This is a genomic window from Ruegeria atlantica (genome assembly GCF_013032505.1).
In the GTDB taxonomy this organism is placed as follows: domain Bacteria; phylum Pseudomonadota; class Alphaproteobacteria; order Rhodobacterales; family Rhodobacteraceae; genus Ruegeria; species Ruegeria atlantica_F.
Window position 1 is genome coordinate 146903 of the sequence record NZ_WQCG01000007.1, and the last position, 16246, is coordinate 163148.

Genomic DNA, 16246 nt, shown 5'->3' on the forward strand with positions numbered 1-16246 from the left:
TCTGCGTCACGGTGGTGCTATGACTCAGGACGCCTTTGCCGAAGCCCCGATGCTGTTTGAAACCGACGAAGCCCCGGTGCAGCCGCTGCCGACTGGTCGCTTGCCATCGTATATCAAAGATCATCGAAAACGCCTGCGCGAACGGTTCATGTCGGGCGGGTCGGCCGCAATTCCGGATTACGAGTTGCTGGAACTTGTCCTGTTTCGCTCGATCCCCCGACAGGACGTCAAACCGTTAGCCCGCGCGCTGATGGATACGTTTGGCGATTTTAACCGTGTTTTGACTGCGCCCGAGGAACGACTGCGGCAGATCAAAGGCGTTGGGGATACAGTGATTACTGATCTGAAGATTCTTGAAGCCTGCGCCCACCGTATGGCCCGCGCGCGGGTGATGCAGCGACATGTGATCTCGGGCTGGGACGCGCTGCTGGATTATTGCCACACGACGATGGCCCATCGCGAAACCGAGCAGTTTCGCGTGTTCTACCTGGACCGGAAAAACGTGTTGATCGCGGATGAGGAACAGGCCAAAGGTACTGTCGATCACGTGCCCGTCTATCCGCGCGAGGTCGCCAAGCGCGCGTTGGAGCTGAACGCCTCGGCGCTGATCTTGGTGCACAATCACCCTTCGGGTGATCCCACCCCCTCGCAATCTGATATCGACATGACCAACCGGATTCAGGATGCCTGCGTCGCGCTGGGCCTGACGCTGCATGACCATTTAATCATCGGTAAATCGAATGAGTTGAGCTTTCGGTCGGAAGGTTATTTGTGACGCTTACTGCACCCAGACCTCGACCCTGCGATTGACCTTACGACCCCAGTCTGTGTCATCGCAGGCCATGGGCATCGCTTCACCAAAAGCGTCCACGGCAATCTCGACGCGATCGGGAATGGCTGTTTCCACAGCCGACAGCACCGCATTGCGCACAGTCTTCGCCCGCAACAAAGCAATCCGCGCATTGGCTGAGGCTGCGCCGTCGCCATCACTGAAACCGATAAAGGTTAGTTTTTGGGCGTCGATAGTCCCGGTTTCCAGAGCCTGCGCCAGTTGTCGGATGTTCGAGCGTGACTGCGCATCGGGTCTTGAGGAACCTGCCTCGAACCTGAACGACAGCGACAGGCGCGATTGCGGGCGCAGCGTGTCGATCATGCGCTGTAACTCTTCCAACCCGACCTCGGCGCCACCTGAAACCACTGCGTTGGCCAGACGATCCCCTTGCAACCCGATCCGCAGTGTTTCCGGTGATTGATCCACAAACCCGGCATCACGGATTGCCATCTGTGCCTCGGAGCTTTGCGAATAGGCCAGGAATTGCCGCGCGATGCGGGGCAGGCGGATTTCCGGCAAGTACAGGAACATGGGCGAAGTGAGCGGGTAATCTTCGGTCTTGATGGATTGCCGCGTGGCGACCAACGCATGCCCGCAACCGCCGGTCAGGGGCAGACTCCGCGCAGATCCGACCTCGGCATGGCTGGCAATACCGATCGCAAAAGGATCAATGGCAACGGCGCGCACCATGTCGCTGCTCCGGCGGTAGCGGGTAACATCTTCGGCCAACGCCGACTGAGCAGGAGCCAGCAACCGATCCTCAACCCCTTGCGCCAAACCTGAACCGGTGTCCGGCAAGTGTAGGGAAATGGGCGCATCTGGTCCTCCAAGCTCAGACCAGTTCGTTATCTCTCCAGAAAAAACGCGCACTAATTCGGCCGGCGATATCTGCCGCAGTGGATTCCCCTGCGCCACAATTGGGACCAACGCATCCAACGCGATGACGCGCGACCTCCGAGCCTTTGCCAGATCGCCCAGTCCCGCGCTTTGTGCGGCTTCTTGCTCTGACGGACGAATTTCACGCAGCGCCATTACGATATCGGCCTGATCGGCGACTAGATCCGCAAAGCCACCGCCCGTATTGCTCGGGTCAAAAAAGAACCGCCCCAACGGGGCCGCGCGTCCGGTCTGGTGCAGCTCATAGGTGAACGCGCCAGATTCCAAGCGCTGCGGTGTTGCGGACATGCCCTCTTGTTGGGCGAATCCGACGATCAGGGCTGGTAGTACCTTTTCGGCCATGACGGATGAGCCGGAAAACCGGACCTCGGCGACAAAATCTGTGAGGCTTGGGCAGGCGGGACCTTCGCAGGTAACACCCGACCCGTCCACTGTCAGCTCGCCGAATTGCGTATCGACGCGATAGAATTCACCATCAAAGCTCAGCAGGTTGCCGGTAACCTCGACTTTGCCGTCCTGCGACGTCAGCGAAATATCCTGTGCCTGCACTTGTGACGCCAATGTCACCGAAATCAGTGCGGCCGCTGCCACACGAAAGACTGTCATAGGAAGTTGAACCTGCCTGCGGTTTAGTTTGCCGCGATTGTCAGGTCTTGGAGCAGATTATTCAACACCAGAAAATCACCGACCTGTGCACAATCGGGCATGGGCAGCGTTAAATCGCGCGACCGCAGGCGGCGATCCTCGCGCAGTTCAAGCGAATGCACAGCCAAGTCCCGGCCGCAATTCGCTTTGGTCACTTCGGCCTCGACTGTCAGTTCGATCGTACCGGTCTGGTTTGCTGCGTCCGCAGGGAACGAGTAAATTTCGATATTCTGCGCGTCGCCAAATGCCGCATGGCCCAGATGTGTGACGTTCCCCGTGCCTTGTGTGTCAGGATCCGACGAGACATGCCCCGCTGTGCCATAGCTGGCCCCAAATTCCAGTGCATGGATTTGCAGGTCCGTCTCACCCTGCCACTGCAGGGCGATGCGGTTGTAGTTGGCCAAGTCGGGGATGTGAGTGGTGGCTACGGTCCCGGTCTGATCATTTACTGAGATCAGGAAGATCGCATATTCCGACAGGGCTGGGATCGTCAGATCCAAGGCGCCGTTCTTGTCCGTTCTTTGAGTGACCGTCAGTCCGCTGTGGTGGATCTCGATCCGCTCGTCTCCATGGCAAGGGGCTTTGACGGTAAGGTGTGCTGCAGCGCCGGAAACGGCTTTGGCGCGGGCACTGAGGGCGCAGTTTGCTCGGTCAGAAGAGGTTGACCGGTTGGGCCGCAGAGCTCGCTGTGATGTCTCGATATCCGTTGTTTTTTCATCTGCCGGAAGCGAGGAGGTCAGAACAATTCCTTCCAGTCCGGCAATCACCGAGGACTGATTGGCAGTAGCTACAGATTCAGAAGCCTGCGCGCCGTCAGGTTGCGCTGGCGATCCGTATTGCATCAGGTAACCAATGGCCAAGGCACAAGCGACTGTGCCGCCGGTGGTCACGTAATTCTTTATTACAAACAAGACACCCTCCCCAGTTGAAGGAGCGACTCGCAATGTGATGTCGAATCACGGCCAATATGTGGCCGTGAGACGGACTCATTGTGTCTGGACGAGGTGACCTTAGGTCAGTCGGCCGTGGCAATGTTTGAATTTCTTGCCCGATCCGCAAGGGCACAAATCATTGCGCGACGGGTTCCCCCAGGTTGAGGGATCGTCTTCGACAAAGCCGGGGCGCGCATCGCCCGACGCTTGAGCTTCGGCCAGTGCTTCGGCCTTGCCGGCGGCTTGATCCACCGCCTTTTGCGCCTGTGCTTGTTGGGCCTGCATTTGGGCCAGCATCTCGCGCTGTTCTTCTTCGGTCAGCGGGCGGACGCGCGACAATTGCTGTGTCACGGTTTCGCGCAGACTGTCCAACATCCCTTCAAACAGCTGGAAGCTCTCGTTTTTGTATTCGTTCAGCGGATCGCGCTGGGCGTAACCGCGGAAGCCTACGACCGAGCGCAGATGTTCCAGCGTCAGCAAGTGCTCGCGCCATTTACTGTCGATGGTCTGCAGCAGAACCTGCTTTTCGATGTTGCGCATGTTTTCGGGACCGAAGGCAGCTGCCTTCTGCGCCATCATCTCGTCGGCGGCATTGACCAGACGTTCGCGCACCTGTTCATCATCGACGCCTTCCTCGGCGGCCCAGTCCTGTACGGGTGCATCGATGGTCAGCTTTTCCTTGATCGCCTCGTGCAGGCCGTCGGTGTCCCACTGATCGGCATAGGATTTCGGCGGCATGTATTCGTCGATCAGGTCGTCGATTACTTGTTCGCGCATGTCTGAGACGATCTCGGACAGGTCATCCGTCGACATGATCTCGCGTCGTTGGCTGAACACCACCTTACGCTGATCGTTCATCACGTCGTCGAATTTCAGGACGTTCTTACGCATGTCAAAGTTGCGGCCTTCGACTTTGGACTGCGCGCGTTCCAGTGACTTGTTCACCCAAGGGTGGACGATTGCCTCGCCCTCTTTCATGCCCAGCGTGGTCAAAACCTTGTCCAGACGTTCCGAGCCGAAGATGCGCATCAGGTCGTCTTCGAGGCTCAGGTAGAACACGGTCCGGCCCGGATCACCCTGACGACCCGAACGACCGCGCAGCTGATTGTCGATGCGGCGGCTTTCGTGACGCTCGGATGCCATTACGTACAGGCCACCGGCAGTCAGTACCTTTTCCTTTTCTTCGGCGTGGCGTGCCTCTTCTGCCGCGCGCAACTCGGCCGGGTCGGCTTCGGGGTTTTCGGCCAGTGCCTGCAGCACCTTCATCTCGACATTGCCGCCAAGCTGAATGTCGGTACCACGACCGGCCATGTTGGTGGCGATGGTTACCGCACCCAGACGTCCCGCATCGGCCACGATCTGCGCCTCTTGCTCGTGCTGGCGGGCGTTCAGAACGTTGTGTTCGATGCCTTCTTTTTGCAGCATCTGGCTCAGCAGTTCTGATTTCTCGATCGAGGTCGTTCCCAGCAGAACCGGCTGACCCTTTTCCTGCGCTTCTTTAGTCTCACTGATCATCGCGCCGTATTTTTCACCGGCTGTGCGATAGACCTGATCGTCTTCGTCCAGACGCGCGATTGGCTTGTTGGTCGGAACTTCGACCACGCCCAGACCATAGATTTCCTGGAATTCCTCGGCCTCGGTCAGCGCGGTGCCGGTCATGCCGCCCAGCTTGTCATACAGGCGGAAATAGTTCTGGAAGGTCACACTGGCCAGCGTCACGTTTTCTGGCTGAATCTGTACGCCTTCTTTGGCTTCGATGGCCTGATGCAGACCTTCGGACAGACGGCGTCCCGGCATCATCCGGCCTGTAAACTCGTCAATCAGAACGACGTTTCCGTCACGGACGATGTAGTCTTTGTCACGTGTAAACAGCTTATGCGCGCGCAGACCCTGGTTGACGTGGTGTACCACCGTGGTGCTTTCGGGGTCATACAGCGAATGGTCTTCTGGGATCAGACCGTTGGCAATCAATTGTTGTTCCAGGAACTCGTTGCCATCATCCGTAAAGGTCACGTTCCGGGACTTTTCATCCAACGTAAAATGATCATCGCTTAGCGAGGGGATCAGGGCGTCGATGCTGGTATACAGGTCCGAGCGGTCCTCGGACGGGCCCGAGATGATCAGCGGGGTCCGCGCCTCGTCAATCAGGATCGAATCGACTTCATCGACAATCGCGAAATTGTGGTACTTCTGGTAAATCTGATCCAGATCCGCCTTCATGTTATCGCGCAGATAGTCAAAGCCAAGCTCATTGTTGGTGGCATAGGTGACGTCACAGGCGTACGCGGCTTTTTTGTCGGCATCCGGCTGACCCGACCAGATTACGCCGGTCGTCATACCAAGGGCTCCGAACACTTTACCCATCCACTCGGCGTCACGCTTGGCCAGGTATTCGTTCACCGTGACCACGTGTACGCCCTTGCCGGTCAGAGCGTTCAGATAGGCCGGGAAGGTGGCAACCAGCGTCTTGCCCTCACCGGTCTTCATTTCCGAGATGTTGCCCTGATGCAGGAAGGCACCGCCCATCAACTGCACATCAAAGGCCCGCAGACCCAGTGCGCGCTTGGCGCCTTCGCGGACGTTTGCAAAGGCTTCGGGCAGCAGGTCGTCTAGCGCCTCACCATCAAGTGCACGCTTGCGCAGCTCTTCGGTCTTTTCGATCAGACCGTCATCCGACAGTTTCTCGAACTCGGGTTCCAGCGCATTGATCTTTTCGACCAGCGGGCGGGTCGCCTTGATCTTGCGGTCGTTCGGTGTTCCGAACACCTTTTTGGCGAGCGTTCCGAGTCCCAGCATGTTCACTCCAGCGGATCTGTTCTTGTCTTGGTTGCGACAGGCTTGCCCACCTTGCTTGCAACCCATAGATACGGGGAATGAAAGGCGGCCCTGTCCAAGGCTTCAAAGCGATGTAAGCGGCAGGTCCCAGAGTGTCAACGCCACGCCCCGTCGCGGCAAAGAAATAGGATGATTCCATGCCCAAAGGCCTCACTTTTCTGCCATCACTGGCTTTGGCTGCCGTGATGGCGATGCCGCTTGCCGCCGAAACCAAGCCGGACGCGGATACGGTTGTCGCCAATGTGAACGGGGATGAAATCACATTGGGTCACGTTATCGCATCCGTTGCAGCTCTGCCTCCGAATTACGCCGAGATCGAAGATGATGTTCTGTACGAATTCGTCATCGAACAATTGATCCAGCAGCAATTGCTGGCGCAGCAGCAGGACGACCTGAACAGGTTGAACCAGCTGGGTCTGGAAAACGAAGGTCGATCCATGCGGGCGGTGCAGACGGTGAATGCATTGCTGGGCGATGTGGTGACCGATGAGGCGATCCAGAAGGCTTATGATGCGGAATTCGGCAATTTTCAGGGCGAAGATGAGTTCGACGCCAGCCATATTCTTGTAGCAACCGAAGACGAGGCCAAGGAAATCAAATCCCTGCTGGACGATGGTGCTGACTTTGCCGAGATGGCTAAGGAAAAATCGACTGGTCCGTCCGGGCCGAACGGTGGTGCGCTGGGCTGGTTCGGCAAGGGCCAGATGGTGCCTGAGTTTGAGAATGCCGTAGTTGCGATGGAAAAGGGTCAAATCTCGGAACCAGTGCAAACACAGTTCGGCTGGCACCTTATCAGCCTCAACGACACGCGAAAGACGGAAGCTCCGGCGCTGGATGCCGTGCATGAACAGCTGGCTCAGTCCATTCAGCAGGAAGCAATTCAAGCCAAGATCGACGAGCTGACGCAGCAGGCGCAGATCGAACGCCCTGCACTGGACGGCGTTGGCCCTGAGGTCATCCGTCAGATCGACCTGATTCAGGAGTAACTACAGTGGCTACCATCACCAAGGTATCGCCGCTTGCGCCGGCGGGTTTTCCCGATCTGCCTGTGATTGATGGTGTGCGTTTTGCCACTGTCGAAGCAGGTGTACGCTATCAGGGCCGGACCGACGTGATGTTGGCCGTTCTGGATCCGGGCACTTCTGTGGCCGGAGTGTTTACTCGCTCGGCCACACGCGCGGCCCCGGTGCTGGATTGTCAGGAGAAAATAGGTGGCTCCAGCGACGGACCCGCGGCGATTTTGGTGAACTCGGGCAATGCCAACGCCTTTACAGGCCATTATGGTCAGACCTCGGTGGCCGAGGTGACGCAGGCCGTCTCCAAAGCCACCGGTGTCGCGGAAGAGCGGGTCTTTACCTCTTCCACCGGTGTGATTGGCGAACCGTTGCCCCATGACCGCATCGTTTCGCAGCTTGAGACGTTGAAGGCAGGTCTCAGCCGCCACGCAATCGAAGACGCGGCGCGGGCGATCATGACCACCGACACGTTCCCGAAAGGGGCCAGTGCGCAGGTCGAGATTGAAGGCAAAACAGTCTCTATTGCGGGGATTGCAAAGGGTTCCGGCATGATCGCGCCAGATATGGCGACCATGCTGGTCTACATATTTACCGATGCACAGGTCGAACAGCCCGCCTTGCAGGCGATGCTGGGCGCGCAGACCGACCGGACGTTCAACTGCATTACCGTGGACAGCGACACCTCGACTTCGGACAGCCTGTTGCTCTGTGCAACCGGAGCTTCGGGCGTCGATGCCACCGGCATTCCGGCGTTTGCTGAGGCACTGGAAAGCGTGATGTTGGATCTGGCGCAACAGGTGGTGCGCGATGGCGAGGGCGCCACGAAATTCGTGGAAATCCGCGTGACCGGTGCCGCCTCGGACGAAGACGCCAAGGTGCATGCGCTGGCCATCGCAAACTCTCCGCTCGTGAAAACGGCCATCGCTGGTGAAGACCCGAATTGGGGCCGCATCGTCATGGCCATCGGCAAATCCGGAGCCGCTGCGGACCGCGATCTGCTGAGTATTTTCTTCGGCGATATTCTGGTTGCCGAAAAGGGCTGGGTCAGCCCGGATTACCGTGAGGATGACGCCGCCGCCTACATGAAAAGTCAGGATCTGGTGATCGCGGTCGATCTGGGACTGGGTGAAGGCAAGTCCACCGTTTGGACCTGTGACCTGACCCACGGCTATATTGAGATCAACGCGGATTATCGCTCGTGAAAACTGTATTAGTGTCTGCCGTTGCCCTGATCGACATTGAGGGCCGGGTGCTACTGGCCCAACGACCCGAGGGCAAATCTATGGCCGGTCTCTGGGAATTCCCCGGTGGCAAGATCGAACCGGGCGAAACCCCCGAGGTCGCTCTAATCCGCGAATTGCATGAGGAACTGGGTATCGACACCTGGGCCTCATGCCTCGCCCCGCTGACCTTTGCCAGCCACAGCTATGATGATTTCCACCTGCTGATGCCGCTGTTCGCCTGCCGCAAATGGGAGGGCATTCCGCAATCCAAGGAAGGTCAGGCGCTGAAATGGGTGCGTGCGAATGACCTACGCAATTACCCTATGCCTGCAGCTGATGTACCGCTGATCCCAATATTGCGCGACTGGCTGTAACGTTCTGCTGTCGGGTTTAAGGATCATTGGCGCACAGTTCTCACCGGGCCAACTCACTGAGTTTCCAGGACCCATCCGGGGCAGTTGGCCGCGTTTGCAGCAGAAAAGGTCCATCCGTCGCGAGCTCTGCTCTTCACGACGGAAATGTTAACACAACATGAACAATGTGTTCCCATTGGGTTCAATGTTGATGGTGCAAGCTCGAACCGCTCATCGAGAGGCGCATTGTGGTAAATGCGCCGACACGCCGGTTCTCACAAATTTGCTCAAAGGACCGGGTGGGGTGGGATTTAGCCGTTTAAACGGTACCAATCGGAGTGGGGTTAAGATGAAGCGCTACGTGGGTTCAGCGGACAACGCAATGCATGAAAAGTGGGCCAAATGGAGTATGCAGCCCAAAAAACAGCGACATAACATCGGTTACTACGCGTCTGTACTTGTCGTCGCAGTGTCGGCATTCATTGTAGTTGGTTTCCATCAATATCTGGTTTTCTGAGACCGTTTTTGCAGCTTAACGCGCTGTGTTATTTTGGCCGGCCTGAAAAAGGTGCGAAAAAAATTAGCTTTCCGGGTCTGACTGTTACGTGTCCTTGGATTTGACGAATGGCGTGCAGGCCAAGGCAAGCCCTCGTTTCGCGTTTTTACTGGATTGGGTTTAGCGGTGCTTTCGTCAGTTTGATCGGGCTGAAAAATTTCCGGGTCAGGGCTGTTACAATTCGTAAGAATTGAGAAAACATCAGGAAAAAGTTGACGCTGATCTTGCCTGCGTCCCTTATCGGGGCATTGGCGTCCGGGGTTGACCTCCGGGTCTGCCGTTTCCGGCCCGGAGGAGGGGTCGGATGGGGAGGAGAAAGAGATTGGCTCAGACGCAGTCGGGCGCTGAAGGGATGCACTCTCTTCCGGCGCTGCTACACCGCAATGCGACCCAGTTCGGGGACGCCCCGGCTTACCGGGAAAAGGAATTTGGGATTTGGCAATGCTGGACCTGGGCCGAAGCGGCCAGGGAAATCCGCGCGATTGCCTTGGGTTTTCTGGAACTTGGCGTAGAAAAAGGCGACCACATCGCCGTGATCGGACGCAACCGTCCGGCGCACTACTGGTCGATGGTTGCAGCGCAAATGGTGGGCGCGGTTCCTGTGCCTTTGTATCAGGACGCGGTCGCCGAAGAGATGGCCTATGTGATGGATCATTGCGGCGCGAAATTCGTAGTCTGCGGTGATCAGGAGCAGGTCGACAAGGTCATCGAGATTCAGGAGAACCTGCATCAGGTCAAGCACATCCTCTATACCGACAAGCGAGGGATGCGGAAATACGATCACTCCCAGATGAACGCGCTGGACGATCTGATGGCTGAGGGCAGCGCGGGTCACGCGCGCTTTGACGCGGAACTGGATCGTCGGATTGCTGAGATCGATTACGACGGCACCTGCGTCATGCTGTATACGTCGGGCACCACGGGCAAACCCAAAGGCGTGGTCCTGTCGAATCGGAATGTGATCGAAAGTGCCAAGAACTCGGCCGAATTTGACCATCTGACCCGGAATGAGGACATCCTGTCTTACCTGCCGATGGCATGGGTTGGCGATTTCATCTTTTCCATCGGTCAGGCCTATTGGTGCGGTTTCTGCGTGAACTGCCCCGAAAGCGCCGACACGATGATGACGGACCTGCGCGAGATCGGGCCGACTTATTTCTTCGCCCCGCCACGAGTGTTTGAAACTCAGCTGACCAATGTGATGATCCGGATGGAGGACGCCGGTAAGTTGAAGCAGCGGATGTTCCATCACTTTATGGCGCATGCCAAGAAAGTTGGCGGGCTGCTGCTGGACGGTAAGCCGGTGGGGTTCGGCGACCGCGTGAAATACGCGCTGGGCAATTTGCTGGTCTATGGGCCGCTCAAGGATACGCTGGGCTATGGCCGGTTTCGTGTGGGCTATACGGCGGGGGAGGCGATCGGGCCGGAGATTTTCGACTTTTACCGCTCGCTGGGCATCAATCTGAAGCAGCTCTATGGCCAGACCGAGGCGACCGTGTTCATCACCGTGCAGCCGGATGGCGAGGTCCGCGCGGATACGGTTGGCGTGCCCGCGCCGGATGTTGAGCTGAAGATCGACGACAAGGGTGAGATTCACTACCGCTCGCCGGGTGTATTCGTTGAGTATTACAACAACCCAGATTCAACGGCCTCGACAAAGGATGCCGAGGGCTGGGTGGCGACGGGGGATGCCGGGTTCATTGAGGAAGGCTCGGGCCATCTGCGGATCATCGACCGCGCTAAGGATGTGGGCAAGATGGCCAACGGGTCGATGTTTGCGCCGAAATACGTCGAGAACAAACTGAAATTCTATCCCGACATCCTTGAAGTTGTTTTGTTCGGAAACGGCAAGGACCGCTGCGTGGCCTTTATCAACATCGACCTGACAGCAGTGGGCAACTGGGCGGAACGCAACAACGTAGCTTATGCGTCTTATCAGGAACTGACTGCAAATCCCCGTGTGTTAGAGACGATTCGAAGCCACGTGGAAGAGGTGAACAAGTCTGTGGCCGCTGACGAAATGTTGTCGGGTTGCCAGGTGCATCGCTTTGTGGTGCTGCACAAGGAACTGGATGCGGATGACGGTGAGATGACCCGTACGCGAAAAGTGCGTCGCGGGTTTGTCGAAGACAAGTTCAGCGACATCATCGATGCGCTTTATGATGGGTCCAAGCAGGTCTCGACCACAACTGAAGTGACCTATGAAGACGGTCGCAAGGGGTCAATCAGTGCCACGCTTGAGATTGTCGATGCGCCGGTTGTTCCGGTTGTGCAGCACAAGGTGGCGGCGGAATGAGGGCCGGTCGTGCGCCGCTCGACCTGCGGTCATCACCCCGCCCGCCGTCCCGTATTTCTGCAAGTCTAGGAGTGACTGATGCTGGATAACTCCGAAGGATATGTCACCGAAGACGGCCGCAAGATCGGCGGCGTGGTGATGGAGATGAAGAACATCACCCTGCGCTTTGGCGGTGTGGTGGCGATCAAGGATATCTCTTTCGATATCCGAGAGGGTGAGATCCGCGCCATCATCGGCCCGAACGGGGCCGGTAAATCCTCAATGCTGAACGTGATTTCCGGGTTTTATATCCCGCAGGAGGGTGAGGTTTGGTTCCATGGATCAAAGCGCCCGCAGATGCGCCCCTATGAAGTTGCGCGGCAGGGTATTGCACGGACGTTTCAAAACATCGCTCTGTTCGAAGGTATGAGCGTTTTGGACAACGTCATGACCGGGCGGTTGAACTATATGAAGACCAACATCTTCCAGCAGGCCCTGTGGAAGGGCAAAGCTGAGGCGGAAGAGGTTGAAAACCGTGAGGCGGTCGAGAAGATCATCGATTTTCTTGAGATTCAGCACATCCGCAAAACTCCGGTATCGCGTCTGCCATACGGTCTGAAAAAGCGGGTGGAACTGGCCCGCGCGCTGGCGGCGGAGCCCAAACTGCTGCTGCTGGACGAACCGATGGCCGGCATGAACGTTGAAGAGAAAGAGGACATGAGTCGCTTTATCCTCGACGTGAATGACGAGTTTGGCACCACCATCGCCCTGATCGAGCACGACATGGGCGTTGTGATGGACCTGAGCGACCGGGTGGTCGTGATGGATTACGGCAAGAAGATCGGCGACGGCACCCCGGATGAGGTGCGCAGCAATCAGGAAGTCATCGACGCCTATCTGGGGGTGAGCCATGACTGAGCAACTGACAGACATGAGAGGGGGCGCACATGCCTGATCAGCTGATTTTCGCGATGGAGGTCTTCCTCAACGGCCTTATGGCGGGTGTTTTGTACGCTCTGGTCGCACTGGGCTTTGTGCTGATCTACAAAGCGTCCGGAATCTTCAACTATGCTCAAGGGGTTATGGCTCTGTTTGCCGCCATGACTCTGGTGGGCATCATGAACGGGCAGGTGCCGTTTGCCCATCTGATCAACGCGACATTCGGAACGCATATCCACAAGTTCGGATGGAACGTGCCGGCATTTCTGGCGATTATCCTGACTATGGGCGTCATGGTTCTGTTGGCCTGGGCGGTGCAGCGCTTTGTCATGCGGCATCTGGTCGGACAGGAGCCGATCATTCTGTTCATGGCAACCATTGGTCTGGCGTACTTCCTTGAAGGCGTGGCTGACCTGATGTGGGGATCTGAGATCAAGACGCTGGATGTCGGCCTGCCACAGGGCATCAACCTGTGGATCGATGAGACCACGTTCAACATCTTCGGCTACGGCTTCTTCATCGACAATCTGGACATAGTTGCGACGGTGATTGCCGCGTTGCTGGTGACCGCGCTGGTCGCGTTCAGCCAATACACTAAGCAGGGGCGGGCCATGCGCGCGGTGGCCGATGACCATCAGGCGGCGCTGTCTGTGGGAATCTCGCTGAATTTCATCTGGATCATGGTGTGGTCGGTTGCGGGCTTTGTCGCGCTGGTCGCTGGCATAATGTGGGGCACCAAGTCGGGCGTTCAGTTCTCGCTGTCACTGATCGCGCTCAAAGCGCTGCCAGTGCTGATGCTGGGCGGGTTCACCTCGATCCCCGGTGCCATCGTCGGCGGGTTGATCATCGGTGTGGGCGAAAAACTGTTCGAGTTTGCCATCGGCCCACTGGTCGGCGGCGCGACCGAGAACTGGTTCGCCTATGTTCTGGCGCTGATCTTCCTCGTGTTCCGGCCGCAGGGCCTGTTCGGTGAGAAGATCATTGAGAGGGTGTAGGACGTGACCAAGCTGATCGCCATCATCAACGTGATCGCGTGGGCCGGCTTCTGGGCTTTTGGGTACATTGCGTTCACCTCGGACGATCTGACCGATGGACAATTGGTGATCGCGGCGATCCTGGCGTTTGCCGGACTGGTCATGGGCATCCTGGCTTACATGAAACTCGTGCGCGCCTCAGAGGCGAGCGGATATGCAAAAGGCTCCAAACAGTTGGACGCCGCAGCCCGCAACCGGGCGCAGGAAGAATGGGGAAAGTAAGATATGTTCTATCGTGAGGCCGGGGATTTCAAAGTCTCCTACACAGATGACAGCCAGACCTTTCCGATCAAATTCGACCGGTATCGGTACTATGCTGTGTTGGCGGTGGCCTTCGGGATCATTCCGTTCGTGATCAATGACTACTGGGCCAATGCGCTGCTGCTGCCCTTTCTGATCTATGCTATCGCGGCGATCGGGCTGAACATCCTTGTGGGGTATTGCGGACAGGTATCCTTGGGTACTGGTGGTTTCATGGCCGTGGGTGCCTATGCCTGTTACAAGCTTATGACCTCTTTCCCGGATGTCAGTATGTTCATCCATGTCATTCTTGCCGGCGGCATAACGGCCATTGTCGGGGTGCTGTTTGGCCTGCCGAGCCTTCGGATCAAGGGGTTCTATCTTGCGGTGGCCACGTTGGCGGCGCAGTTCTTCCTTGTGTGGCTGTTCAACCGGGTTCCGTGGTTCTACAACTACTCGGCCTCAGGTCAGATCAACGCACCGGAACGTGATGTGTTTGGCATCATCATCACCGGCCCAAATGCCCCTGCTTGGGCCACCTATATGTTCTGCCTGATTTTCTTGGCCGTCAGTGCCCTGATCGCGCGCAACCTGACGCGCGGTACGACGGGCCGGACATGGATGGCGATCCGTGACATGGACATCGCGGCCGAGATCATCGGGGTAAACCCGCTAAAGGCCAAGATGAGCGCCTTTGCCGTCAGCTCGTTCTTCATCGGCGTCGCAGGAGCGCTGTTCTTTGCAGTCTATCTTGGCGCGGTCGAGGTCGGCGAAGTCTTCGGTATCCAGAAGTCGTTTCTGGTCCTGTTCATGATCATTATCGGCGGGTTAGGGTCTATTTTTGGATCTTTCGCCGGGGCCGCTTTCCTTGTTCTGCTGCCGGTGGTCCTGAAGGTTGTTGGTGTCGACGTTCTTGGCTGGCCCACGGATATCGTGGCGCATCTGCAGTTAGTGATCGTTGGCGCACTGATCATCATGTTCCTGATCCTGGAACCGCACGGGCTGGCGCAGCTGTGGCGCGTGGCGAAAGAAAAACTCAGACTATGGCCGTTCCCGCACTAAGGTGTCGGCCCAATGAAAAAACAGGCGGCACAAGCCTGAATGCAACATCGGACTAACCAAGGGAGGAGACACCCGATGAAATTGAAACTGGCAACCGTGGCGCTGAGCGCCCTGATGGCCGCAGGTCCGGCTTTGGCGGATCTTGTGATCCCCGATCTGAGCTATCGCACCGGGCCTTACGCCGCTGGCGGTATTCCATTCTCGGATGGCTACAACGACTATTTCACCCTGTTGAATGAGCGCGATGGCGGCATTGGTGGTGTTCCGATCCGCATGGTCGAATGCGAAACCGGTTACAACACCGAAAAAGGCGTTGAATGCTATGAATCCACCAAGGGCGAAGGCGCTTTGGTTTATCAGCCGCTGTCCACAGGTATTACGTACCAGCTGATCCCAAAAGTCACTGCAGACGACATTCCGCTGCACACGATGGGATATGGTCGAACCTCGGCCAAGAACGGCGATGTGTTCAGCCACACCTTCAACTATCCCGCCAACTACTGGGACGGAGCATCGGGTGCGGTAAACTATCTGCTCGAGGAGAACGGTGGTGATCTGAGTGGCAAGAAAATTGCGCTGGTCTACCACAACTCGGCCTACGGTAAGGAACCGATCCGTACGCTGGAAGAACTGTCAAAAAAGCACGGCTTTGAACTGGTTGCCCTGCCGGTCGATCACCCGGGTCAGGAACAGAAGTCGCAATGGCTGCAAATCCGCCGTGATCGTCCCGACTATGTCCTGATGTGGGGTTGGGGCGTGATGAACCAGGTTGCGGTACAAGAGGCTGCAAACATCCGCTTCCCGATGGAAAACTTCATCGGCATCTGGTGGTCCGGTTCTGAAAACGACGTGTTGCCTGCAGGCGAAGCCGCCAATGGCTATAAGGCACTGACCTTCCACAACGTTGGCACGGACTTCCCGGTCTTTGACGATCTGCAGAAACACGTTGTCGATGCAGGCAAGGCTGCAGGTGCGGGCGATCAGGTAGGTACGGTTCTGTATAACCGTGGTCTCTATGCGGCTGTTCTGGCTGCCGAAGCCATCAAGAAAGCCCAGGAAATCTCGGGCAATGCGGAAATCACCCCGTCTGAGATGCGTGCCGGTATGGAAGCACTGGAGATGACAGAAGAGAAGATGGCCGAACTGGGCCTGGCGAACTTCGGTCCGACCTTCTCGGTCTCCTGCGAAAACCACGGCGGTGACGCTTTGGTTGGCGTGACCCAGTGGGATGCGGCGAACAAGACCTGGACGCTCATCTCGGACTTCAAACCAACCGATGGTGAGGTGATCGGCGCGCTGATCGACGAGGACTCGAGCGCATACGCGTCGGAAAACAACATTGAAGGGCGCTGCTGATACAGCGCTTTGAACTAACGGGGCGGCGGCAGACCGCCGCCCCGAAGCCCA

At 57.4% G+C, this 16246-nt stretch carries 13 protein-coding genes; 10 read left to right on the top strand and 3 right to left on the bottom strand.

Annotation, left to right across the window (positions count from 1 at the left end):
• The first annotated feature begins 19 nt into the window (after window positions 1-19).
• A complete protein-coding gene (gene radC / locus GOW92_RS20480) occupies window positions 20-775 on the top strand; it encodes a RadC family protein (protein WP_170564172.1) in 756 nt (251 codons plus the stop codon).
• A 3-nt stretch (window positions 776-778) separates the two neighbouring features.
• Here the strand turns inward: radC and GOW92_RS20485 are convergent, their stop codons facing one another.
• The 3 genes from GOW92_RS20485 to secA all read right to left on the bottom strand — a co-directional run bounded on the left by GOW92_RS20485 (window position 779) and on the right by secA (window position 6102).
• Entirely contained in the window at window positions 779-2335 is a 1557-nt protein-coding gene (locus GOW92_RS20485; RefSeq protein WP_170564174.1) for a phosphate ABC transporter substrate-binding/OmpA family protein, read from the bottom strand.
• A 23-nt stretch (window positions 2336-2358) separates the two neighbouring features.
• Complete coding sequence (locus GOW92_RS20490) at window positions 2359-3285, bottom strand: hypothetical protein (protein WP_174822569.1); 927 nt, start codon at window positions 3283-3285, stop codon at window positions 2359-2361.
• Between the two features lie 99 nt (window positions 3286-3384).
• Window positions 3385-6102 (bottom strand): preprotein translocase subunit SecA, encoded by a 2718-nt coding sequence (secA, locus tag GOW92_RS20495; RefSeq protein ID WP_170564178.1) that lies wholly within the window; start codon window positions 6100-6102, stop codon window positions 3385-3387.
• A 176-nt stretch (window positions 6103-6278) separates the two neighbouring features.
• On the opposite strand from secA, the gene GOW92_RS20500 reads away from it, so the two are divergent.
• The 9 genes from GOW92_RS20500 (at window position 6279) to GOW92_RS20545 (ending at window position 16195) form a co-directional block, all read left to right on the top strand.
• Window positions 6279-7127: a peptidylprolyl isomerase gene (locus GOW92_RS20500; protein WP_170564181.1), complete on the top strand. Its 849-nt coding sequence runs from the start codon at window positions 6279-6281 to the stop codon at window positions 7125-7127.
• A 5-nt stretch (window positions 7128-7132) separates the two neighbouring features.
• Window positions 7133-8359 (top strand): bifunctional glutamate N-acetyltransferase/amino-acid acetyltransferase ArgJ, encoded by a 1227-nt coding sequence (gene argJ / locus GOW92_RS20505; protein ID WP_170564184.1) that lies wholly within the window; start codon window positions 7133-7135, stop codon window positions 8357-8359.
• Window positions 8356-8754, top strand: coding sequence for an 8-oxo-dGTP diphosphatase MutT (mutT, locus tag GOW92_RS20510; protein ID WP_170564187.1), 399 nt, complete (start codon window positions 8356-8358; stop codon window positions 8752-8754). Before argJ ends, mutT begins: the two co-directional genes overlap by 4 nt.
• Before the next feature lie 887 nt (window positions 8755-9641).
• Complete coding sequence (locus GOW92_RS20520; RefSeq protein WP_170564289.1) at window positions 9642-11585, top strand: AMP-binding protein; 1944 nt, start codon at window positions 9642-9644, stop codon at window positions 11583-11585.
• A 78-nt stretch (window positions 11586-11663) separates the two neighbouring features.
• Window positions 11664-12482 carry an ABC transporter ATP-binding protein gene (locus GOW92_RS20525; RefSeq protein WP_170564193.1) on the top strand — a complete coding sequence of 273 codons (819 nt, stop codon included), beginning with the start codon at window positions 11664-11666 and terminating at the stop codon, window positions 12480-12482.
• Between the two features lie 29 nt (window positions 12483-12511).
• Window positions 12512-13498, top strand: a complete 987-nt coding sequence (locus GOW92_RS20530; RefSeq protein WP_170564197.1) for a branched-chain amino acid ABC transporter permease — start codon at window positions 12512-12514, stop codon at window positions 13496-13498.
• A gap of 3 nt (window positions 13499-13501) precedes the next feature.
• Window positions 13502-13759 (top strand): hypothetical protein, encoded by a 258-nt coding sequence (locus GOW92_RS20535; protein WP_170564200.1) that lies wholly within the window; start codon window positions 13502-13504, stop codon window positions 13757-13759.
• A 3-nt stretch (window positions 13760-13762) separates the two neighbouring features.
• Window positions 13763-14839: a branched-chain amino acid ABC transporter permease gene (locus GOW92_RS20540; RefSeq protein WP_170564203.1), complete on the top strand. Its 1077-nt coding sequence runs from the start codon at window positions 13763-13765 to the stop codon at window positions 14837-14839.
• Between the two features lie 75 nt (window positions 14840-14914).
• A complete protein-coding gene (locus GOW92_RS20545; RefSeq protein ID WP_170564206.1) occupies window positions 14915-16195 on the top strand; it encodes an ABC transporter substrate-binding protein in 1281 nt (426 codons plus the stop codon).
• Window positions 16196-16246 lie beyond the last annotated feature (51 nt).

Bases quoted from the DNA above. Each gene is read 5' to 3' on its own strand.
- radC (WP_170564172.1), top strand. From the start codon at position 20: ATGACTCAGGACGCCTTTGCCGAAGCCCCGATGCTGTTTGAAACCGAC.
- GOW92_RS20485 (WP_170564174.1), bottom strand. From the start codon at position 2,335: ATGACAGTCTTTCGTGTGGCAGCGGCCGCACTGATTTCGGTGACATTG.
- secA (WP_170564178.1), bottom strand. From the start codon at position 6,102: ATGCTGGGACTCGGAACGCTCGCCAAAAAGGTGTTCGGAACACCGAAC.
- GOW92_RS20500 (WP_170564181.1), top strand. From the start codon at position 6,279: ATGCCCAAAGGCCTCACTTTTCTGCCATCACTGGCTTTGGCTGCCGTG.
- GOW92_RS20520 (WP_170564289.1), top strand. From the start codon at position 9,642: ATGCACTCTCTTCCGGCGCTGCTACACCGCAATGCGACCCAGTTCGGG.
- GOW92_RS20525 (WP_170564193.1), top strand. From the start codon at position 11,664: ATGCTGGATAACTCCGAAGGATATGTCACCGAAGACGGCCGCAAGATC.
- GOW92_RS20530 (WP_170564197.1), top strand. From the start codon at position 12,512: ATGCCTGATCAGCTGATTTTCGCGATGGAGGTCTTCCTCAACGGCCTT.
- GOW92_RS20540 (WP_170564203.1), top strand. From the start codon at position 13,763: ATGTTCTATCGTGAGGCCGGGGATTTCAAAGTCTCCTACACAGATGAC.
- GOW92_RS20545 (WP_170564206.1), top strand. From the start codon at position 14,915: ATGAAATTGAAACTGGCAACCGTGGCGCTGAGCGCCCTGATGGCCGCA.